Origin of the sequence: Pseudoalteromonas phenolica (assembly GCF_005886345.1) — a bacterium.
GTDB classification, from domain to species: domain Bacteria; phylum Pseudomonadota; class Gammaproteobacteria; order Enterobacterales; family Alteromonadaceae; genus Pseudoalteromonas; species Pseudoalteromonas phenolica_A.
The window spans coordinates 97,222-117,384 of the sequence record NZ_PNEC01000016.1 but is presented as its reverse complement, the minus strand read 5'-3'; the positions used below and the strand labels follow the sequence as shown (position 1 = coordinate 117,384).

Here is a 20,163-nt window from a genome sequence, read left to right as displayed (position 1 = left end):
GGGGGAGTCCATGTAGCTTGCCTAACCGGCGCAAAATAGCAGGCTAAACTTAGCGACGAAGGAGCGCAGCCTGCTGTTTTGCGTCCTTTTGGTTGAGGCACTTGTTAAATGGCTTCTAGAACCATGATTCCCACTTTTCAGTTCCAGTTGGGTGAGCACTAATGCCGTTATCTAAGCCTGCAATAAAAGCCTCTTGATGGTCTGCACTCAACCCAGACTCGGTATAATTTAGGATTTGAACATTCCCTATGAGTTTGAATGGGTGTTTTTGATACATTTGATAAGCCTGTAACGGCTCCGACATACCTTTTGACCATATTTTGTAAAAGAAGACATCCTGTTTGGAACCATCCTGTAAAGTCACTAATCCATCTTGACTATAAGACCAGGCATCTACATCGTTGCTCAACTCAGTTAATTTCTTTTCTGCTTTTGCAACCGCCAATTCTTGTGTGTCAGCTTCAAATTCAAGACTTATTCTTTCACCTCTGTTCTCTACAATTACAAATGGAACAAGCAATTCATTTGACTCTAGAGAATCACCGATAGCTGCACTGTGAGCCATTATGAAACCTAGTAATTGACCTATTAACTCGTGGTTCAAATTGTTACTCCTGCCATTTAACGCCTTGCTAAGAGGCGCGAAACGCTTGGCTATAATCAGCGAAGAATGAGCGCAAGCCAAGCTTTTTGCGTCCTTTCTTGAGCAACTTGTTATGTTTACTAATCACCGTAGCACCTTATATCAGATGGATTTGATTTAACGTAAAAGCATGGGATATAAGACTCTTTTTGTAAGTCAGCATCGGTTTTTGGTATTTCGAATTGCCTTTTAGCTAGCTTGGTTTCAACGTTTTTGATGTAGCTAGAGGGTGGCTGAAAATCGACGTCAGTATTTTTTATTGGGTCTGTTGCTTTTGAAAAGCGAAGGTTGGATAACTTACCGCTTTTATCAATTTTAATGGCAAATATAACTCCGTATATATTCTGAGTGTTTTTAGTGGTGTTATTCGTGCTCTGACACCCTGCTAGTGATAAAAGTGCTGATAACATTAATATTTTTTTAAGCATACACCAAGCTTCCCTTGTAAACATAACGCCCTGTTAATGGGCAAAATTATGCTGGCTATAATGTGAAGCGGAGCGAAACCAAGCCAGCGTAATTTTGTCCGCTCATTAAACAGCTTGTTATATTTCAATGAATTCAGGTTTGATTAATCCAAAGCACTTCAAATCATGAAAGTCGCCTTTCCAGTAGCCGCTTGCACGCCGAATCCCTTCCTCTCTAAAGCCTAATTTTTTTAAGACCGATTCTGACGCAACATTTCCAAGCATAGTATCACCTTGAACCCTGTACAGTTCAGGAAATGGAGCTTCATTTGAAAAAGCGAAGTCTAATATCTTGTGTATTGCTTCTGATGCATAGCCACACCCCCAATAATTGGATGATAGCTCGTATCCAATACCAGCATTTTTCATTTTTGGGTTCCATGAGTTGAAACCACAGGTACCAATTAACTTACCTGAATCTTTAATTCGAATTGCCCAGCGAATGCCTGCATTTTCAGTAAAGCGATTATTAAAAAATTCGATCAACTTCAATGATTGCTCTTGTGATTCGTAAACATCAATATCGTAATACTTGACTACGTTTTCATCGGAAAAAATTTCTAATAAATCAATCCCGTCACCTTCCGACAGTTGATTAAGAATTAATCGTGATGTTTCTAATTCTGGAAATTGCACCTAAATCTTCCTTGAAATATAACAGCTTATTATCTCCCAAAATTGCGGTATAAATACCGACAAAACGGGCTATATTACGTGTCCCAATATTCACACAAGAAAAGTTTATTGTAAACAACGCATTAAAATGTCCAATTTTATGCAGCTGTGAAAATTGGACAAAACGCAAATGAATAATGTTATTGGACAAACCACATAATACTGTATATAAAAACAGTTAATTGAATTTTTATTTTATATAAATTTATTAGCTGATTGTCAGATCTTGCTTGTACTGAACAGCTTAAAGCGTTTTTTTAAAACTACTGTATAAGGTTCAACAAAGGTCCAAATGAATTTAATAGAATGAAAAGTGAATAAACTATTGAAGGGTATAGGAAAAGCTGGTCGGCATAGCAGGATTTGAACCTGCGACCCCTGACACCCCATGACAGTGCGCTACCAGGCTGCGCTATATGCCGACTTGGTAGCAACTATACAAGATTAATCTTAAAAGGCAACAACCTGTTGGATTGTTTGAACATTTTATGTTCTTTGTTGCTAGTTTAATACCTCTCACCACAGCGTTTGTTTTTAAATCACTTTTTAGTGTTATTCAAATCATCACTTTATTGAGCAATCGACTTTGCATGCCAGTCGCTAGAGCGATATTTTAGTTCACTGACTATCAGTTTTGTGTTGTGGGCATCAAAGCCATAAATACGTTGAAAATCATGAAGTCTTAAATGCTGGCCCTGGCTATCAAGTTGTTGAATTTGTTTTTTATTTATTTGCTGATAGAAATATGGGCCTGCATTGATAATTTTTCCAGTATCTTGAATTGACCCATTTAACTCTTTGGCTATTTTCAGCTCAACATCAGGATTAAACATTAGCGGTTCTAATTCCACCAGCCCATGTGATGTGTGCAGCGCAAACCATCTCGCTTCACCATACTCTGAACGGAATAACTGTAGCCACTGTGATGGTAATTTTTTAATGCTATTGAGTTCTGTGTCATATATTTCTAACCAAGTGGCCGACTTAGTTTTATGGCGCACTATTAGGTGTTTATCGTCTAGCCATGTCACGCTTTCTAACCAGTCAATGTTATTAAATACTTTAGTGATTGGTAAGCTTTGAGCATTGGTTGCAAACAATAAAACTTGGTTATCAACTATGGCTGCTAATCGATTATCGTTTGGGCTAACCGATAGTGCATGAACAATATGGTAGCGCGTAAAGTTACTTATCTGTTTTGGTGGTGAGAGCTTTTGTTGCGTATAAATTTGGCTTTTGCCAGAACGTTTAGACACAAATGCAATCCCCTCTTTTTGGTGCATCAACGACGGAGTCATGTCGTAAACTGTGGAGTTATCTACTACAAAATCAGGCTCCCCTACCCACTCAATTTGGTAGTTTGTGGTATTTGTTCGATAGATAATTTGATTCAATGACTTCGAAAATATCATTTCACAGCATAGGTATTCGCTCGATGTCGCTACTATTGTAGGACTAGAGTTCTGCTCTATCGAGCGCTTCAATATGCGCTGAGCAGGTGGCGTGTCGGTATGTAAAATAAATTCATTATGCCAAATGGCGTCTCTCACATATGCGTCAAACTCATGTACTTTATTGAGTTCTTTGTTTTTTGGCGTAAACGCATAAACAATTGAACGCGCATTAGGGCGCTGACCCAAAAGTAATATCGCTTCTTTGTTTATGCCACTATCAACTCTGGTTAATAATACATTGTCATTTTTAGGCAAATACAGCGGGACTATGTCAGTTAAGTTTTGATCTACCCGATATAATCCTCGGTCTTTTATCGAGGTTGTTTGCGCAATTAAATAGAGTTGTGCGAGATGGCTTGAAAATGCGATATCATAAATTGCAAGCTCTGAAATATCGAGTTGCTGCTCAACAATAAAAGTGTTGTTGACAATATTGCCTTTGACCAGCCAATTTTTGCCTCCTTGTTTACCCACTATATAGAGTTGCGGTTTTGAAATAGCACCGACAACAAAAGATAAAAAGTCGAACTGGTGTTGAATTAAATGAGTTTGTTGAGTGTTTAAATCTTGAAGAAATAATTCTGAATTCTGCTGCTTTTGGTTAATAAATACCGTTGTTTGATCGTTCTTAAAAAAGCTTATGCTCCATTTATCGCCTTGCATACGAGTGAGTGTTTTTATGTCTTGCGCAGCTATTGAACTAGGATTCAGCCATAAGAATAAGTAAATCGATACTAAAATAAGGACCGTAACGACCAAGCCAAGCAAAAGGAGATTCGGTTTGAATGAAACGGTGTTGTTATTGTGCTCGATGTTTACCTTAGAGGGCGCTTCATCAAAGATCTCAAGGTTAGCAATAAAACGGTAGCCTTTTTTTGCAACTGTCTCTATGTATTTGGGTGATTTTGCATTGTCACCTAATAACTTTCTGAGCACTGCGATATGTTTGTTTATGGTGTTCTCACTGACTATCACCCCACTCCAGCTAGTTTCTAAAAGCTGCTCTCGAGTCACTATTTCATTTTGATGCTGACACAGCAAAAGTAACGTTGAGTATTGCTTAGGCTCTAACTCTACGCGTTGCTCGTTGGCAAATAACAACTGTTGTTTTGTATCTAGAACATATTCGCCAAAAGCATATCGCATGTTTGTACAACCTAATTAAAAGCAGGGCTTTGCCCATAATAGAAAACACTTGCGTTCAGAAATATACGTGAATTTTCATGACTTCACCACATTGAGCAGCGTTCAAAAGTGTATATTTCACAACTTCACCACAACTTCTAAGCTACTAATTATTAAAGTAATGGCGCTCAATAACAAAAATCTATAGGACCTATTATTTTGAAAAAATATCTGACAAATTTTATTGTGTTAAGCGTGTTTATTTCGATGATGCTCTTTGAAGTATCAGCAAAAAATAAAGACATTACCGAAGATTATATAAACGTACCCCAAGGCAAAATTTATATTCGCACTGAAGGCCAAGGCCACCCTGTTGTGATTATTAATGGTGGACCAGGTGGTGGTCACACTGTATTTGTAGGTTGGTTTGATTTTTTAAAAAAGCAGGGTTATCAATTGGTGTTTTTTGATGACATTGGTCGGGGTAGATCAACACGTAAAATAGAGGGGAAATTTACCCCACAAATGACAGTAGACGACATTGAGTCAGTCAGACAGTATTTGGGAGTTAAAAAAATAACTTTAATGGCACATTCTTATGGTGGTATTCCAGCTATGCAATATGCACTTCAACATAGCCAGCATGTCAAAAAATTAGTGATGCTAAATGCCTCTTACGATACTAAAAGCCAACAAATGAATGCTAATCAATACTTTCATATTATTCGCACGCGATACCCTGAAAAGTGGCGTCAACTAGAGTCACTCAAAGCACAAGGTATAAAAAGTACTGATGATAAATTTGCCCAGATTGCTTATGGTCGTTACATGGATTGGTATCAATGGTTTGATGTTGCAAATAAAAGTAAAAATAGAAAATACCAAACAAATGATGAGCGTGACTATTTTAACCTTCAGGTTTTTGACGACATTATTGACTTAGACTACGGAGAAATACGAGGCACTTTACTCGGCATCAATATTGAGGAACAAATAAAAGACTTTGCGATCCCTACCCTTATCACAGCTGGACGCTATGATAATGCATCTACACCTGAACTGGTGTATCGATTGTACGACATGCTACCAAAAGGCATCGCAACCTACAGCATGTTTGAGCAAAGTGGTCATTGGCCATGGGTAGAAGAAACTAAAAAATTCGAGCAAGTGCTGAGTCACTTTTTAAACAACTAACAATTCTAAATCTTAGTTTAAATACGCATACTTTTTGGGTATGCGTATTCATCTAAGCTACTTTTTTCTTATTTAAATGCAGTCTTGCTTACTGTGGTATTCAAGCTCACCAAATTGCCTGAGTTCAGATCAAATGTGAAGAACTTGGGAGAATCCCCTTTTTGAGAAATAATCAATTTGTTGTTGGCAATCAAATTAAATGAGCCAACGTTGTTAAGTATCAGTACCAAGTTTTGTCCATCATAATTTGAAGAAAATAATTTTGCAGCGTCTTTTTGATCTAGGTATCCATTTTGATTGGTATCTTCATCAATGATCAAATAAAGATTCTTATCTAGATGATAAGCGCCTTCGACTGGCTCTGGCGTAACCTTAGAAAACTCGACGATTAACCCGTCTCTTTTTAGAAGCATGGTTTGAGTGCCGTCTTCTCTTACAAACATTAAATTAACTGCATTGTGCGATAAATAGCCATTAACATACAAATCGTGCGAAATTGAGGCTGAGTTAAACATTTCTACCACTTCGGTTTCGTGAAACTCGTTTGTATCTATCACATCAGATGTTAATTCAAATATATAAACGTCTTTTAGCCGTGTTAAATATTCAACGGTATAAACAGGCCGTTTAAGCTCATCTTTAGATTGAGCGCTATCAACAAGTTCTATTTTAGGTGGCTCATATTTCTTTTTGAAAAGTTTTGAGGCCATTTCAAAAGTAAAGCCACCAATAAACACGACTATGGCTAGAAAGAACAATACATGATTAGATTTTTTAATGAAATTTAATGCTTTTTCCATATTAGTTTCCCATCGTTTTTATTTTTTATGCGACATCATGCGCCACAAACTACTCAGTTTATTAGTGTAACTATTTTTAAAAGCTCATCACTTCGCTTTAATTCAAGCCAATTTTATTTAAGGGTCTTTTTAGCTCACATTAAAACACACATGTCGTCGTTTTTATTTAATTTACACTCAATTCTATTTCGTTTGAAAGCGTTATAACCGGCTCGAAGAGGTCAAATTAGCTCAAAAAGGCTATTTTTGTGTATCTAAAAGATGTAATTACTTCTTCCAAGGCTTGCCCGTAAGTCAGCTGAAACATTTATGTCATTTTTCATCGTTACTGTCTGCCGCAATGATTTAGTAACAGCTTTAAGAGCTCAACATGACAAACACATCTTTAAAACTATCTTGGCTGATTGGTGGATTACTTTGTAGTGGCGTTGCCAATGCTTCGCAGACTGATAAGCAATGGCTAACCGGATCTGAGTTTATTTCGCCTATTGATGTCGCACAGACTGACCATAAACAACTTGCTGTAAGTGAAGCACTAGGTATTGCTTTACTCGATGAGCAAGGGCGATCTTTATCGACAATTAACTCTAAGTCTGAACATTTAGATTTTAGGTGGCTACCAAATTCTCAGTCTGTTGGGGTGTTATCGACCCTAAACAAAAATAGCGGCAATATCGAGCTCATTAAAGTTGATTTTAAACGCAATCGTATTGAAAAAGCGTATGAGCTTTCATCTGATAAAACGGCATTTGATGCACTGTGTTTGGGTTCTTCATCTGAGCATATTGAGTTATTCACAGTTGATGTAAACGGCATCGTTAGTCAAGTGGCGTTAAATACCGCAAACGAGGCTGATTGGCAGTTAAGTGAAATTCGACATTTTGCAGCTGGCCTTAATATGAAGTCATGTGCAGTGAATGACCTCACCGAGTCACTCTATATTGCTGAAGAAAATATTGGCGTTTGGCAGTACTCGACTAACCCTGAGCTTGAAATTATTCGAGAGCTTTTACAGCTTCCTGAGGGGCTCGCAGTAGAGTACTTAGATACAACCGCTTCGGGTGATGTATCTGTGGTTTCACCGAGTACAAACCAGCTTTGGCTACTTGAGCAAAATAATCACGCGTTCAAGCCTTTTGAGCTGCCTAAAAACATAGCGCCTAAAACAGTTCAGCTTCACAGGTCTGACAAAAACTTAATTGCTCATGTCTTCGATGATGAAACGTCAAAGAATATCAAAATCAATTTAGGCAAACATAAGTTACCCTTGAAAAAGAAGAATGAGCAACCGATTGCCAATCTGATCCCCTTTGCACAAACGACACCTGTTGCATCTCATGGTGACGCCGCGGATGATCCTGAGATTTGGATTAACAGTACAACGCCTTCAAACAGCCTGGTTTATGGTACTGATAAAAAATCTGGTCTCAACGTATATGATCTTAATGGCAACCTTTTAAAAACTTTACCTGTTGGTCGAGTAAACAATGTCGATATTCGTTACGGCGTTAAATTCAATAGTGAAGTTGTTGATATTGCAGCAGCCAGTAACCGAACCAATAAAAGCATCAGCCTATTTAAAATCGATCAAAAATCCGGGCTCCCTACTTTGCTTGCAGATATTAAAACAGACTTGGCTGATCCATATGGTTTATGTTTGGGCCAATACGATGATGAGCTGTTCGTCTGGATAAATGACACCGATGGTCGCTTTCAAAAATACGATATTACATTTAAAAATCAGAAGGTAACAGGCCAGAAAACTCTAGAATGGACAGTGCCTAGTCAACCTGAAGGCTGTGTAAGCGATGATGCGAATCAACGCTTGTTTTATGGCGAAGAGTCAATGGGTGTATGGTTAAAAGACCTTAAAGGCAACCAGCCTGACAAGTTGATCTCCGGTTTAAACGAGCAAGTCGAAGCCGATATTGAAGGCATGAGCTTATATCGCTTAAACGGCAAACAATACCTTGTTGTATCTAGCCAAGGTAATAACCGCTATGCGGTATACTCCGTAGACAATAACAATGAATTTTTGGGTGTTTTTAAAGTCGGCGTAAACTGGGCAAGCATGATCGATGGTGCTTCAGAAACCGATGGTTTGGCAGTAACAAGCAGCTATCTTGGTGAAGCCCTCCCTAATGGTTTATTGGTTGTTCAAGATGGTCATAATGTAATGTCTAAAAGCACACAAAACTTTAAGCTGGTAGATGGCAGTTTGTTGAGGGATTGGATTTTAAATAGAGTCGAAAAGTAGCTTTTAAATTTCTAAATCAAAGAAGGGACACGCTTCCTTCTTTGACTCACTCTAAACTCATTTGCAATTTTTCATACCTTTTTGCGTACTTTTTCAAAACTAATTGGTATTTCCCCTCGCCCAAATTTTACGGTAACGTATCGATAACAATAATAAATGCACTATAAGGAACACCGTGCAAAATCATATTCATATTTGTTTTTTAGATAACAAACTTATCAACCTTGTTACTCCTTTGCTCGATACACACATTCCTTCCAATGAAGTGATCGTATTTGTTGAACAAACAGAGTTAGCAAAACTTGACGCCATTAGAGCTGTTTTAAATCCGCGCGGGATCAGCTTGAACTTTAAAGTGATGCCACAAACTCGAAATACAGAGGAGTTGGTCTCGTATTTTCATCAAGAGATAGATTCGTTAGTCACTCACAATCATAAAACTCTATATGCATTTAATGCCAGTTGTGGCGATCGCCAACATGTTTTAGCCATGTATGAAGTTGTGAGAGCCTATGAATTTGAGTGTTTTATGGTAGAGCCTAACAGTGATGAATTACATTGGCTGGTTCCTTCAGAGCGTAAAAATACACAGCTAGCCGATAAACTTAAAATTCGTGATTTCTTTGCTCTTATCGACAGCCAAATAAATAATATTGCAAACACAGGCAATGTTGATATTCGTTATCGTAAGCTTGGTGCTAAATGGGCTGCTAGCCAAGACAATCTAGGTCAGGCGCTTGGCAATTTAAATTACTTAGCTGCCAGCAGTGATAATGCACACTTAACATCTGCTCTTTTGAATAGATCTCAATTAAATTGTGCTGATTTACAAACTCTGATTGACGATTTAGAAGATGCTGAACTTGTTTGTCGCAAGAATGATAGGTTAGTTTTTATAAATGAAGAAGCGCGTTTTTTTGCCAATGGTGGCTGGCTAGAAGAATATGTTTATGGCTTACTTTTAAGTTTAAAAAAAGAAGTGCCACACATTCAAGACATTGCACAAGGCGTAGAAATTACGCGAAAGATTGGTCAAGGTACCGTAGTGAATGAACTTGATATCGTCATCATGGCGAACAACAAACTTCATCTAATCGAATGTAAAACTAAAAAGTTCGATAAAGGCGAAGGGAATCAAGTTATTTATAAATTAGATTCATTGACCGATTTACTCGGTGGTATTCAAGCACGCGCAGCGCTGATCAGTTACAAAGGAATAAGGACACACGAACAGCTTCGCGCAAAAGAACTAGAGATTGAACTCTTCAGTGAAAACCAATTAGCCCAGCTAAGAGAACAACTAAAAAGCTGGCTAGAGCAAGCCTAATTTGAAAAGGTTGCCCATCTTAGTTGATGGGTAATTTATCTCTTACATTGCTAAAAATCAGTCACACACTTTGAATATCTGCAAACTGCCCTTGCGTTAATTCACATAGAGTAGCTGCCGCCAATTCAATTTCGAGGCCTCTGCGCCCTGCACTCACAAAAATGGTTTCAAAAGTTTTGGCTGAGCTATCTATCACGGTGGCAAGGCGTTTCTTTTGCGCCAATGGGCTAACGCCACCTAAAATATACCCAGTTGAACGCTCGACTAATTGCTGTGGTGCCATGGCAGCTTTCTTTGCACCCACAGCTTTTGCTAACGACTTTAAGTTCAGTTGTTGGTTTACGGGTAAAACCGCGACCACAAGTTGTTTGCTGTCAGTTTCAACTACTAAGGTTTTAAATACTTGGGATGGGTTTAAACCTAGCTTTTCAGCCGCCTCCAAGCCATAAGATTGCGCTTTTGGGTCGTGCTTATACTCGTGTACGTTAAATGTAATTTTGGCTTTTTTGGCGAGTAAAATCGCAGGAGTCATGACTTTAATCCTTTTACTTAACTATTCTAATGTAATTGCTGTTACTTTGGATAACAAATAAATTTAATAAAAGTTGTCACACTTTAGATTTCTCAGGTGACTTAGTTATATAACCAACAGGAGCTAATATGATTAAGTCACACATCAAACCAAATAAACCTATAAAATTAAGCCTATTGATTGTTTTGTTCATCGCGATTGCGGCAGCATTAAATAGCGCACAAGTATGGGCGCATAATCACTTTACTGTTAAAACAGTCGGAAATAGCCGAGCGGGTAACGCAGACATAATTCTTATTCCGGGTCTTATGTCTAACGGCGAAGTTTGGCAAAGCACCCTAGACGCGATTAAAGATAAACACCGCGTACATGTAGTCTCCGTCACTGGGTTTGCCGATAATCAAAAACCCACACACTTTTCAATGACCACGTTACAAAACGAGCTAATTGATTTTATTGCTGAGCGGAGCCGTCAATCAGAGGGCTCTGGTGCTGTAACCAATAAATCGATTCTTATTGGCCATAGTTTGGGAGGCTTTTTAGCTATGTCGATTGCACTAGAAAAGCCAGAGCTTGTTAGTAAGGTCGTTTCAGTAGATGGCCTGCCCTATTTTGGTCCGATATTTACCGGCACAAATCAAACGACACCTGCTTCACTTAGCAACCAAGCTGAACGTATACTTTTAATGCACAAATCAATGACTCAAACACAACTAGCTGAGCAAACTAAGCGCGGTATATATATTCATGCGACTCAGGCTATGCATCAAAAACACATCATTGATATGGCTGAACGCTCTGATCCGGTTACTGTTGGCAAAGCTATGCACTATTTAATGAGCAATGATTTAAGACCATCACTGGCTAAAATAAAAGCGGACTTACTTATTCTGGGTGCATCTGGTGGATTTAACGATAACTCGCGTAAACAAGGCGTTGAACAACTTTATAAAGGGCAAGTGGCAAATTTACCTAACGCTGTAGTCAAAATGAATACAACTTCTCGCCACTTTATTATGTATGATGATCCTAAATGGCTAAATAACCAAATTACGGCATTCATTAAGGATAAATCATGAATACATTAGCGTATAAACTAGACATAAAAGACAGTGCCAGTATTGCTTTATATGTGTCGCATGCACGAAAAGGTGATGTAAATGCCTTTGAAGCACTTCACAAAGCATGTCGACAACTCATTTGCAGCATTGCGCTCGCTATCACGAAGGACGTGCATGCGAGTGAAGATGTAGCGCAACAAGTATTTATCAATGCATGGCAAAACCTCGATAAGTTAAAAAACGATCACAGCTTTTTACCTTGGCTTCGCCAAACTGCTCGTTATAAAGCTTTAAACGTATTGCGAGAAAAGTCGAATTTAGTATCTGACAATGATGAGTCACTCGAGCAATCACTTGAGCAGTTACTTGCTCACCATGATTGTCCTGATAGTGATTTATTAAAAGATGAACAAGTAATGCTGATGAATCAACTTGTTTCAGCTTTACCAGAAGAGAGCCGTGAGATTTTAATCTTATACTATCGAGAAGAACAATCGAACAAGCAAGTCGCTGCATTATTAGATATCTCTGAGGAAAAAGTACGTCAGCAGTTATCAAGAAGCCGAAAGAAGCTTAAGTCTCAATATTTAAATCGCTTTGGTACATTGGCAATTTCGACGATTACCCCAGCTGTTGCTTTAGGCTTGGTCGCCCCAAGTGCACCCGTTGCTGCGGCAACACTGGTCAGCAATACAACGTATAGCTCACCAATATTTAAACTTTTTGCTGTGCTTGGTGGTGCTTTTATCGGCGCATTCGCAGCTATGCTCGTGGTGTTTTACAGCATGAAATTGCCAATTAAGTATGCAAAGACTGAGCAGACAAAAGCAATACTTAAAGTTATGAGAACCAGAATGTTAATCACCACGTTTGTATTTGGGGTGCTATTCGTTATGAGTTACTCATTTAGCTCGGGGTGGATCATGCCAACGCTCGCTTATTCAGCATTTGCATTGACACTTGGCGTACAGATTTTCCAAGCTCAAAATATCATTAACATAGACCAGCAACACATGACTGAAAGTGAAGTGGCAGATAAGCCATTTTTATGTCGCCCTAAATGGCAAAAGCTTTTTGGCCGAATTGGTCTGGTGCTTGGGTTTGCCAGCGGCGGCTTTGGTTTAGTGATGGGATTAATAGGCTCGGGCAGATTGGTCTTATGAGTTTATTCTGTTCGAAAATAAAAGTTGCGCGATCTAAACAAAACACAAAAACGCGACATTAAGTCGCGTTTTCATACATCTGTTTCAATTTACTAATCGAACCTTACAAATTCTCTTTATACACCCTAAGCGCTTGCTCTAAATCTGCGATTAAGTCTTCAACATCTTCTAGGCCTATGTGCAGACGAATAATAGGACCATACTCCCACCCTGTTGTTGAGCGCAGCTTTGCCATGGTTTTATTGGCAGTAACTAGACTTTCGTAGCCTCCCCATGAGAAGCCCATTTTGAAATGGTGCAGCGCATCTAAAAATGCATTGATTGATTTTAGATTGCCCTCTTTCATAACGAACGAGAATAAACCATTACTGCCATCAAAATCGCGCTTGAAGAATTCATGCCCCGGGCAAGTTTCAAATGCTGGGTGGCGTACATGATCAACAAGTTCATGTTCAGACAACCACTCTGCGACTTGTATAGCCGCTTTTTCGTGCTGGGCCAAACGCACAGGCATAGTACGAAGGCCACGTAATGCTAGGTAAGCATCATCAGCAGACGTACATTGACCTAATAAGTAAGAATGCTCACGCAATGTTGGCCAATGCGTTTCGTTTGCAACCGCAACGCCCATCATCACATCTGAGTGACCAACAATGTACTTGGTTGCCGCTTGAATACTGACATCAACGCCAAAATCAAGCGGTCTAAAATGCCAGCCATTTCCATAGGTATTGTCTAGCATTGTGATGATGTTATGCTTTTTCGCAACCTCAACAAGTGCAGGCACATCTTGAATTTCCATGGTGATTGAACCCGGAGATTCCAAGAAAATCACTTTGGTGTTTTCTTGAATAAGGGCTTCGATGCCAGCACCAATTGTTGGGTCATAATACGTAGTCGTGATCCCAAGGCCAACTAAAATCTTGTCGCATAGATCACGTGTCGGCTCATATGCATTATCAACCATTAATAAGTGGTCGCCTGACTTTAAAAAAGACAATAATGATTGACTGATGGCCGCGGCGCCAGATGGATAAAGTGCACACCCAGCACCATTTTCAAGCTCGGTAATGGCATCTTGAAGCGCATAGTGGGTGTTTGTACCACGACGACCATAAAATAAGGTGCGATCAGCACGCTCTTTGATGGCAGTTTGCATTTCTTCAACGGTATCAAATACGACTGTTGAAGCACGTTGCACAACAGGGTTTACTACCCCTTGAGTATATTGTTTTTTTCTGCCAGCACTGACAATCTTTGTGTTCTGTTTCATTGTTAAACCTTGGTATTTTTAACTTATTCTATTCGCCGAGTGCACGCCAATATTCAACTAAATAACGTGAAATAGAGTCTCTTCGGGTAAGTTTAAGCCCAGGCGTATCATCGCCCCACTCTGCGAATGTATTTAATTCTGCTCTTGAGAACCACTTAGCATCTTGTAGTTCATCTTGTTCCACTGAGATCTCTGTGGTTTTCGCTTTAGCTATAAAGCCCAGCATTAATGACGACGGAAAAGGCCATGGCTGTGATGCAATATATTGCGCATCATCTGCGATAATACCCGACTCTTCTTCTACTTCACGCAGTACCGCTTGCTCCAGTGATTCCCCCGGGTCGACAAAACCTGCAAGCGTTGAATACACGCCTTCTGGCCAGCTTTCTTGACGACCCATTAAACAACGCTCAATACCATCGTCAAAAGTATGAGTCACTAACATGATCACCGCCGGATCAGTTCGCGGGAAGGTAATATGACGACACTCATCATTTTGGCAACGACGAGCATGACCGCCTTCATAAGGCTTATTTGCTGTGCCACAACGGCCACAAAAAACATGGGTTTTATGCCAATAGCACATACCCCTTGCAAGTACACCGATAGATGCTTCAAAACCATTTAGTTTTGGCCCGACTTTACGCATATCTTCAAATGTACCACCCGCTGATAAATCATTCACTTCATCTGAGCATATCTTCGACACATCTAACACAAAGTAATGTATTTCGTCTTGATGACCAATATACACGGCATCATCGGTATTTAAGTGTGCTACTGACGACCAAAGTAATAACTGAAGCTTTTGTAAATCAGCGCTAAATAAGTTTTTATCTTGGTGGATTAAAAGCCATCGGCTGTTGGTCGTTTTTTGCGTGTTTAGCCAGTTGCTGTCTTTGCGTTGCTGCGACGCTCTGTCTAAACTCATCTGCGTGTAATGAAGCATATTCACTCCTTTGCGTGATTTGAGCCTAAGCTAACACACAGACACTCTAAGCTAAATAAATAAGCCGTAAAATTTGCAAAAAAAAAGCCCTAACGGGCTTTTATAACATGTAGTTGCGTAAAGGGCCTGTTACTCTTTGCTGTTCGAGTTTTACTCTTTCTGAGCGGGCTTTTATCGCGGCACTCAGTTTTATACCTAGTGGGCTAAGTAAAAATTGAGTAACAATGAGAAAAGTTTGCTCAGAAGAGCCAATTTGGCAGCGCTTGATTGGCATTTCTACTGTGTTATCGCCTGACTTACATGGAAAAACCATGCTACGCAGGCTCTGCCGTGTATAAATACCAATCAAACTGCTGTAAAAACGAACTTGAAAGATCAACAGGTCCTTAGGACAAAGAGGCTAAGTAGGCCTGAAGCTTTTGGTTTTCAGCTTCGATGTGCTGATAAAACTCAATGTCTTTTAACTTGCTTGCTGCAGCCTTATCAATCACGATAACCGCATCACGGTGCATTTGTAGTGCAGATGCTGGGCAAGCTGCCGTTAACGGGCCTTCAATCATTGCATGAACCGCTTCAGCTTTGTTTTCACCCGTTGCCAGTAACACCACTTTTTTGGCATCAAGAATAGTACCGATACCCATAGTTATAGATAAATGCGGTTGGTATTCGTCTTCTTTGAAGAAACGCGCATTATCATCAATGGTTGCTTTGGTTAATGTTTTAACACGTGTACGTGAAGTTAAGCCTGAAGACGGCTCGTTGAAACCAATGTGACCGTTACGACCAATGCCCAATAGTTGAACATCAATACCGCCTGCCGCAACAATGTGACCTTCATATTCTTGACATGCAGTGATTGGGTTTTTCGCATCACCAGGTGGTACATGGGTTTTATCTTTGTCGATGTCTACATGGTTGAACAACTGCTCGTTCATAAAATAACGGTAGCTTTGTGGGTGTGAACCATCTAGACCTAAGTATTCGTCTAAGTTGAATGTTGTCGCATCTTTAAAGCTAATTTCACCTGCTTCGTTACGACGAATTAGTTCTTGGTAAAGCGCTACTGGTGTTGAACCGGTCGCTAAACCTAACACAGACTCTGCTTTCTTTTGTAGTTGTTTTGTAAAGATATCTGCGCCATAAGCTGCAACTTCATTGGCGTCGTTTAAGATTACTATTTGCATGGTTTTGGCTCGTTGTAGAAGAAAAGAAAAAATGGGATCTGGGCTTACTTAGCGTGCAATCAAAATAAGCGCCAGATCAAAACCTAATCGGGATAATCTTATTAGGCTGTACCATTATGACAACGCTGTCATTATTATCATTAATTGAGCGTTTGTAAAGTAAAAGTGAAAAAAAACTTTGGGTTTTTTATAACAAAAAGGCTCATTAATATGAGCCTTTTGCATAAGTAAATAATCAAGGTTTGAAATTAAACGCTGACAAAGATCTTACGACGGTACATCCAGTGCAGCACTAGCATTTGCACCGCCATCAACGCAGTGACCGCCAATATGGGCTGCCATTCACTTGGGGCTGCGTTCACCACACCACCGAACACACTTCGGCTAATGTATTCCCAATCGACTAAAGATGACGCTAGGTAGATAATGATTGAGTTCGCACCAATAATTACAAACGGGTAAGCCAGCTTTTGACCATTTAAAATGTCTACTACTGCGTAGAAAACAGCAAGTAAAATCGCACTCCACCCTACTGTTACCAATACAAATGAACTGGTCCAGAGCTCTTTATTAACTGGGAAGTGTAAGTCCCATGTCCAACCAAGCACTAAACTTACAATACCTGCACCGAATAAAATGCCACAGGTTTTCCATTCACCGCGCTCATTAGCTTTAGCAATCAGTTGACCTGCAAATACACCTGCAATTGCATTCACAATCGCAGGTAAACTCGACAAAATACCCTCAGGGTCAACTACACGATTTTGATATGAAATGCCAGGTAAAAGGTGTTTATCGAACCATGCATTCCAACTACCTGCCGCAGATAAGTCACCTGCGACACCACCCGGCACAGGTATAAAGCAAAGTAGTACCCAGTAGAAAATTAGAATACCAACGCCTGAATAAGCTAAAACACGTAAGCTAAAATGCCAAACTAATAAAGCACAGAAGAACCAAGCAATAGCAATTCGCCCTAGCACACTGGCATAACGTACTTCTTCAAATGCAAATGGTGCACCTGTACCCCAGCCATGGTTATACAAAACACCAAACGCCATAAGTAAAAACAGTCGTTTGATTGCTTTGTTGTATAATGGGCGCCTTTCGTTAAAAGGAAGGTGATCGATACGCTTAGGTGCCAGACCCATAGCAACACCAGATAAAAAGATAAATAGCGGGAATATTAAATCGTAAAAAGTAAAGCCATGCCATGGGCTATGGACTGTGTGTGCTTCAAACGCTTTCCACCCCTGCCAGCCAGTTAAAACAAATAAGGCAGCAAAAATACCCTGTCCGCCTAGAATCCAAAACATGTCCATGCCTCGGAGTGCATCTAAAGATGCTAATCGTTTTTTTTGTGTTTTTGCTGTCATATTTTGTTCCAGTACAAATAAAAAAGCCCCGCTATACTGCAGCGGGGTTTTTTCCTCAGGGAAAGTTAAATCTGAGCACCAGCGATATACGTTGCCTGTGCATATAAATTCTCATCTAGATGAACAAAGTCTGCATCTGCCCCTTCACGCAAATGCCCTTTACTGTTTAAGCCTAAATATTGTGCTGGATATAAAGATGCCATACGAAGCGCTTCTGGTAGACTTACATCTAACCAATCAACCGTATTTCGTACTGCGCTTGCCATATCTAACACACTACCAGCAAGTTCGCCGGTTGTTGAATTTAAACGATCGCCAGTACGAATAACTTTACGGCCATCAAAGAACGCAAACTCAGTATCGTCTGTACCCACAGGAGGCATCGCATCTGTCACTAGCATGATTTTGCCACGCTGTTTAGAGCGGATCGCTAATTTAGCAGACGTGTTATGAACATGGTGACCATCGACAATTAAACCGCACCAGCTATTATCGTCCCATAGCGCTGCCCCAACAACACCCGGTTCACGTGAAGTAAACGCAGACATCGCATTGAATAAGTGGGTAAAGCCATCAGCACCAGCTTTTAACGCAGTGTTCGCTGTTTCAAAATCTGCATTTGAGTGGCCGATGCTTACTTTAACTCCTAAGCTAATTAAGCGTTCAATATCAGCTAAAGGCACTGTCTCTGGCGCTAGAGTGACCATTTTTATGCCCAAGTCTTTACGCGCATAAATCTCGAATTCTTGTTCAGTGATTGGTCTAATAAACTGCTCGCTGTGCGTGCCTTTTTTAGGGTGAGACAAGTGTGGACCTTCAAAATGGATCCCCACTACACCAGCTTGATTGCTTTCAATGGCAGCTGCCATCGCATCTGATGCCGCTTGCATCACTTCAATTTTATCTGTGATCAGAGTTGGCATGAGCGCAGTCGAACCAAATTGTGCATGCGCCGACACCATTTTCTCAAGGCAGGCTGTCGTTTGTTCAGCATTATAAAACGCCCCACCACCGCCGTTCACTTGAACGTCGATATAGCCTGGCACGACTAGCCCATCAAGATTGATTACTTCAGCGTTTTCAGCCGAAACGTTATAACTAACTTTGCCGTCATCTACTGAGAAAACACCATCATGATGAAAATGTTCACCATCAAAAAGCTTTTTAGCTTTGTAAATATACTGGCTCATTAGTTCACCTTTCTTATTTCATGCTGAGTGCTTTCCATCGCAAAATAAATAGCACCAATTTCTGGCGGCTGTTTTGGTTGCTGAACAAGTTTAGCAATATCAGCATCTAACCATTTATTTAACGGCTCAGCTAAACCACCGATCATAGATAAGCGCGGTGGGTTAATTTCTAATAACCTTTTCGCAAGGTTGCTAATATATTCAGCACCTTGTTTAACAATTTGTAATGCAACTTCATCGTTATGCTCTGCAGCTGAAAATACATGTCTTGCTAGCTTTGCATAACCGCTTGAAGGTTGACCTGCCATTTGCTCGGCGACTCCCATTGCATCTGTGACATGAAAATGTTGCTTTAACGTGTCTGATAACACGGTTTTTGGCCCGAGACCATCAAGATCTACAAGAACAGCTTTAACAGCCTCAAGACCCATCCATGCACCACTGCCCATATCACCTTGAGCAAAACCATGACCGCCGTAATTGACTGTTTCACCGTTTACAATAGCGAAACCGCATGAGCCTGTGCCCGTAATAATCACTGCGCCGTCATCACCGTCATGTGCACCAATACACGCAGTGTGCAAGTCGGTTGTAAGATACATTTCTTTAAATGGATGGTCCCATTGCATGATTTTGTCGTAAAGACCTGGAATATTCACACCCGCTAAACCAAGGCCAGCTACAATGTCATGCACCTGTTCAACACGAAGTCCCGCGTCTTGTAAGGCTAGCTGAGTTGATACCATGATTGACTCTAGTGTGCGCTCAAGACCATGTAATGGATTGGCAGGACCGCCTAACCCAGTACCTAACACCCCTTGTGTAGCAGAGTAGATAGTTGCACGACATTTTGTACCACCACCATCTATTCCAATAAATAACTGGTCTTGTTCAACCTGTTTAGCCATCATTTAGCGACCCCTGATCTGTAACGTAGTGCTCAAATAGTTTTAAGTATTATTTGGCAGAGCATTTTTCATGTTGATTTAATGTTACACACAAAATGACAGCGTTGTCATTAAATTTTTCAGAAAAATGTTCGAAATTGATAATTTCTAATATTGCACAAAACTTTTAGTTTGTCACCGAAACGAAAGTCTAATGAAGCTTGAGCCTTTAAAACTCATAGATTTGAGTGGGGATTGTGTAAGGATTTTAGGTTATTTACAAACTCTATAGAAATAATTTTAAGGGGCGATATATGACCCCTTAAAATATTACGCTTTTTAAGATGCACTTTTCAATAATGAATAAAGTTGGTCTTTTAAATGCAATCGTTGCTTTTTGAGTGACTCAAGATATTCATCTGAGGTGTTTTCAACTCTCTCTTCAATACGGATCATTTCATGATCTAGGTCATGATAATCATCGAATAGTCGAGCAAAATGTCGGTCATGCATTTTTAGCTCATGAATTTTTTCTTTAAATTCTGGTAACTCTTTCGCTAAGCTATGGCGGTCAATACTCATGGTGAATTCCTGTTAAAGTTGTCA

General features: G+C 39.9%; 19 protein-coding genes and 1 tRNA gene. 5 read left to right on the top strand and 15 right to left on the bottom strand.

Annotated features, from left to right (window positions below; genetic code table 11):
* Nucleotides 1-115: 115 nt before the first annotated feature.
* The 5 genes from CWB72_RS08945 to CWB72_RS08925 form a co-directional block, all read right to left on the bottom strand.
* Complete coding sequence (locus tag CWB72_RS08945; protein WP_138630716.1) at nt 116-604, bottom strand: hypothetical protein; 489 nt, start codon at nt 602-604, stop codon at nt 116-118.
* 119 nt (nt 605-723) lie between these two features.
* Complete coding sequence (locus CWB72_RS08940) at nt 724-1,071, bottom strand: hypothetical protein (protein ID WP_138630715.1); 348 nt, start codon at nt 1,069-1,071, stop codon at nt 724-726.
* 117 nt (nt 1,072-1,188) lie between these two features.
* Nucleotides 1,189-1,746: a GNAT family N-acetyltransferase gene (locus CWB72_RS08935; RefSeq protein WP_138630713.1), complete on the bottom strand. Its 558-nt coding sequence runs from the start codon at nt 1,744-1,746 to the stop codon at nt 1,189-1,191.
* A gap of 384 nt (nt 1,747-2,130) precedes the next feature.
* Nucleotides 2,131-2,207: transfer RNA gene (locus CWB72_RS08930), tRNA-Pro, on the bottom strand.
* Nucleotides 2,208-2,354: 147 nt separating this feature from the next.
* Nucleotides 2,355-4,385: a winged helix-turn-helix domain-containing protein gene (locus tag CWB72_RS08925; protein WP_138630711.1), complete on the bottom strand. Its 2,031-nt coding sequence runs from the start codon at nt 4,383-4,385 to the stop codon at nt 2,355-2,357.
* 198 nt (nt 4,386-4,583) lie between these two features.
* Between CWB72_RS08925 and CWB72_RS08920 the strand changes: the two genes are divergently transcribed.
* On the top strand, nt 4,584-5,558 hold the full coding sequence (locus CWB72_RS08920) for an alpha/beta fold hydrolase (protein ID WP_138630709.1): 975 nt from the start codon (nt 4,584-4,586) through the stop codon (nt 5,556-5,558).
* Between the two features lie 68 nt (nt 5,559-5,626).
* Here CWB72_RS08920 and CWB72_RS08915 read toward each other — a convergent pair whose 3' ends face one another.
* Entirely contained in the window at nt 5,627-6,358 is a 732-nt protein-coding gene (locus CWB72_RS08915; RefSeq protein ID WP_138630707.1) for a hypothetical protein, read from the bottom strand.
* Nucleotides 6,359-6,728: 370 nt separating this feature from the next.
* On the opposite strand from CWB72_RS08915, the gene CWB72_RS08910 reads away from it, so the two are divergent.
* On the top strand, nt 6,729-8,615 hold the full coding sequence (locus CWB72_RS08910) for a phytase (protein ID WP_138630705.1): 1,887 nt from the start codon (nt 6,729-6,731) through the stop codon (nt 8,613-8,615).
* 175 nt (nt 8,616-8,790) lie between these two features.
* Nucleotides 8,791-9,942 (top strand): Card1-like endonuclease domain-containing protein, encoded by a 1,152-nt coding sequence (locus CWB72_RS08905; protein ID WP_138630703.1) that lies wholly within the window; start codon nt 8,791-8,793, stop codon nt 9,940-9,942.
* A gap of 61 nt (nt 9,943-10,003) precedes the next feature.
* Here the strand turns inward: CWB72_RS08905 and ybaK are convergent, their stop codons facing one another.
* Nucleotides 10,004-10,474, bottom strand: a complete 471-nt coding sequence (gene ybaK, locus CWB72_RS08900) for a Cys-tRNA(Pro) deacylase (RefSeq protein ID WP_138630701.1) — start codon at nt 10,472-10,474, stop codon at nt 10,004-10,006.
* Between the two features lie 128 nt (nt 10,475-10,602).
* Between ybaK and CWB72_RS08895 the strand changes: the two genes are divergently transcribed.
* Nucleotides 10,603-11,553 carry an alpha/beta fold hydrolase gene (locus CWB72_RS08895; protein WP_138630699.1) on the top strand — a complete coding sequence of 317 codons (951 nt, stop codon included), beginning with the start codon at nt 10,603-10,605 and terminating at the stop codon, nt 11,551-11,553.
* Nucleotides 11,550-12,698, top strand: coding sequence for an RNA polymerase sigma factor (locus CWB72_RS08890; protein ID WP_138630697.1), 1,149 nt, complete (start codon nt 11,550-11,552; stop codon nt 12,696-12,698). The genes CWB72_RS08895 and CWB72_RS08890 overlap by 4 nt, the downstream gene beginning before the upstream one ends.
* Nucleotides 12,699-12,801: 103 nt before the next feature.
* Here the strand turns inward: CWB72_RS08890 and CWB72_RS08885 are convergent, their stop codons facing one another.
* The 8 genes from CWB72_RS08885 to CWB72_RS08850 all read right to left on the bottom strand — a co-directional run bounded on the left by CWB72_RS08885 (nt 12,802) and on the right by CWB72_RS08850 (nt 20,139).
* Nucleotides 12,802-13,971, bottom strand: a complete 1,170-nt coding sequence (locus CWB72_RS08885; RefSeq protein ID WP_138630695.1) for a cystathionine beta-lyase — start codon at nt 13,969-13,971, stop codon at nt 12,802-12,804.
* Nucleotides 13,972-13,999: 28 nt separating this feature from the next.
* The gene (gene nudC / locus CWB72_RS08880) at nt 14,000-14,920 is read right to left on the bottom strand and encodes an NAD(+) diphosphatase (RefSeq protein WP_171037252.1); all 921 of its coding nucleotides are present in this window, start codon (nt 14,918-14,920) and stop codon (nt 14,000-14,002) included.
* Between the two features lie 100 nt (nt 14,921-15,020).
* Nucleotides 15,021-15,233 carry a hypothetical protein gene (locus CWB72_RS08875; protein WP_138630693.1) on the bottom strand — a complete coding sequence of 71 codons (213 nt, stop codon included), beginning with the start codon at nt 15,231-15,233 and terminating at the stop codon, nt 15,021-15,023.
* Nucleotides 15,234-15,306: 73 nt separating this feature from the next.
* Nucleotides 15,307-16,104: a glucosamine-6-phosphate deaminase gene (gene nagB, locus CWB72_RS08870; RefSeq protein ID WP_138630691.1), complete on the bottom strand. Its 798-nt coding sequence runs from the start codon at nt 16,102-16,104 to the stop codon at nt 15,307-15,309.
* 248 nt (nt 16,105-16,352) lie between these two features.
* Nucleotides 16,353-17,480, bottom strand: a complete 1,128-nt coding sequence (nagX, locus tag CWB72_RS08865; RefSeq protein WP_138630689.1) for a transmembrane glucosamine N-acetyltransferase NagX — start codon at nt 17,478-17,480, stop codon at nt 16,353-16,355.
* 65 nt (nt 17,481-17,545) lie between these two features.
* Nucleotides 17,546-18,670, bottom strand: a complete 1,125-nt coding sequence (gene nagA, locus CWB72_RS08860; protein WP_138630687.1) for an N-acetylglucosamine-6-phosphate deacetylase — start codon at nt 18,668-18,670, stop codon at nt 17,546-17,548.
* On the bottom strand, nt 18,670-19,581 hold the full coding sequence (gene nagK, locus CWB72_RS08855; protein ID WP_138630685.1) for an N-acetylglucosamine kinase: 912 nt from the start codon (nt 19,579-19,581) through the stop codon (nt 18,670-18,672). The genes nagA and nagK overlap by 1 nt, the downstream gene beginning before the upstream one ends.
* A gap of 315 nt (nt 19,582-19,896) precedes the next feature.
* A complete protein-coding gene (locus CWB72_RS08850) occupies nt 19,897-20,139 on the bottom strand; it encodes a YdcH family protein (protein ID WP_138630683.1) in 243 nt (80 codons plus the stop codon).
* Between the last annotated feature and the right edge of the window lie 24 nt (nt 20,140-20,163).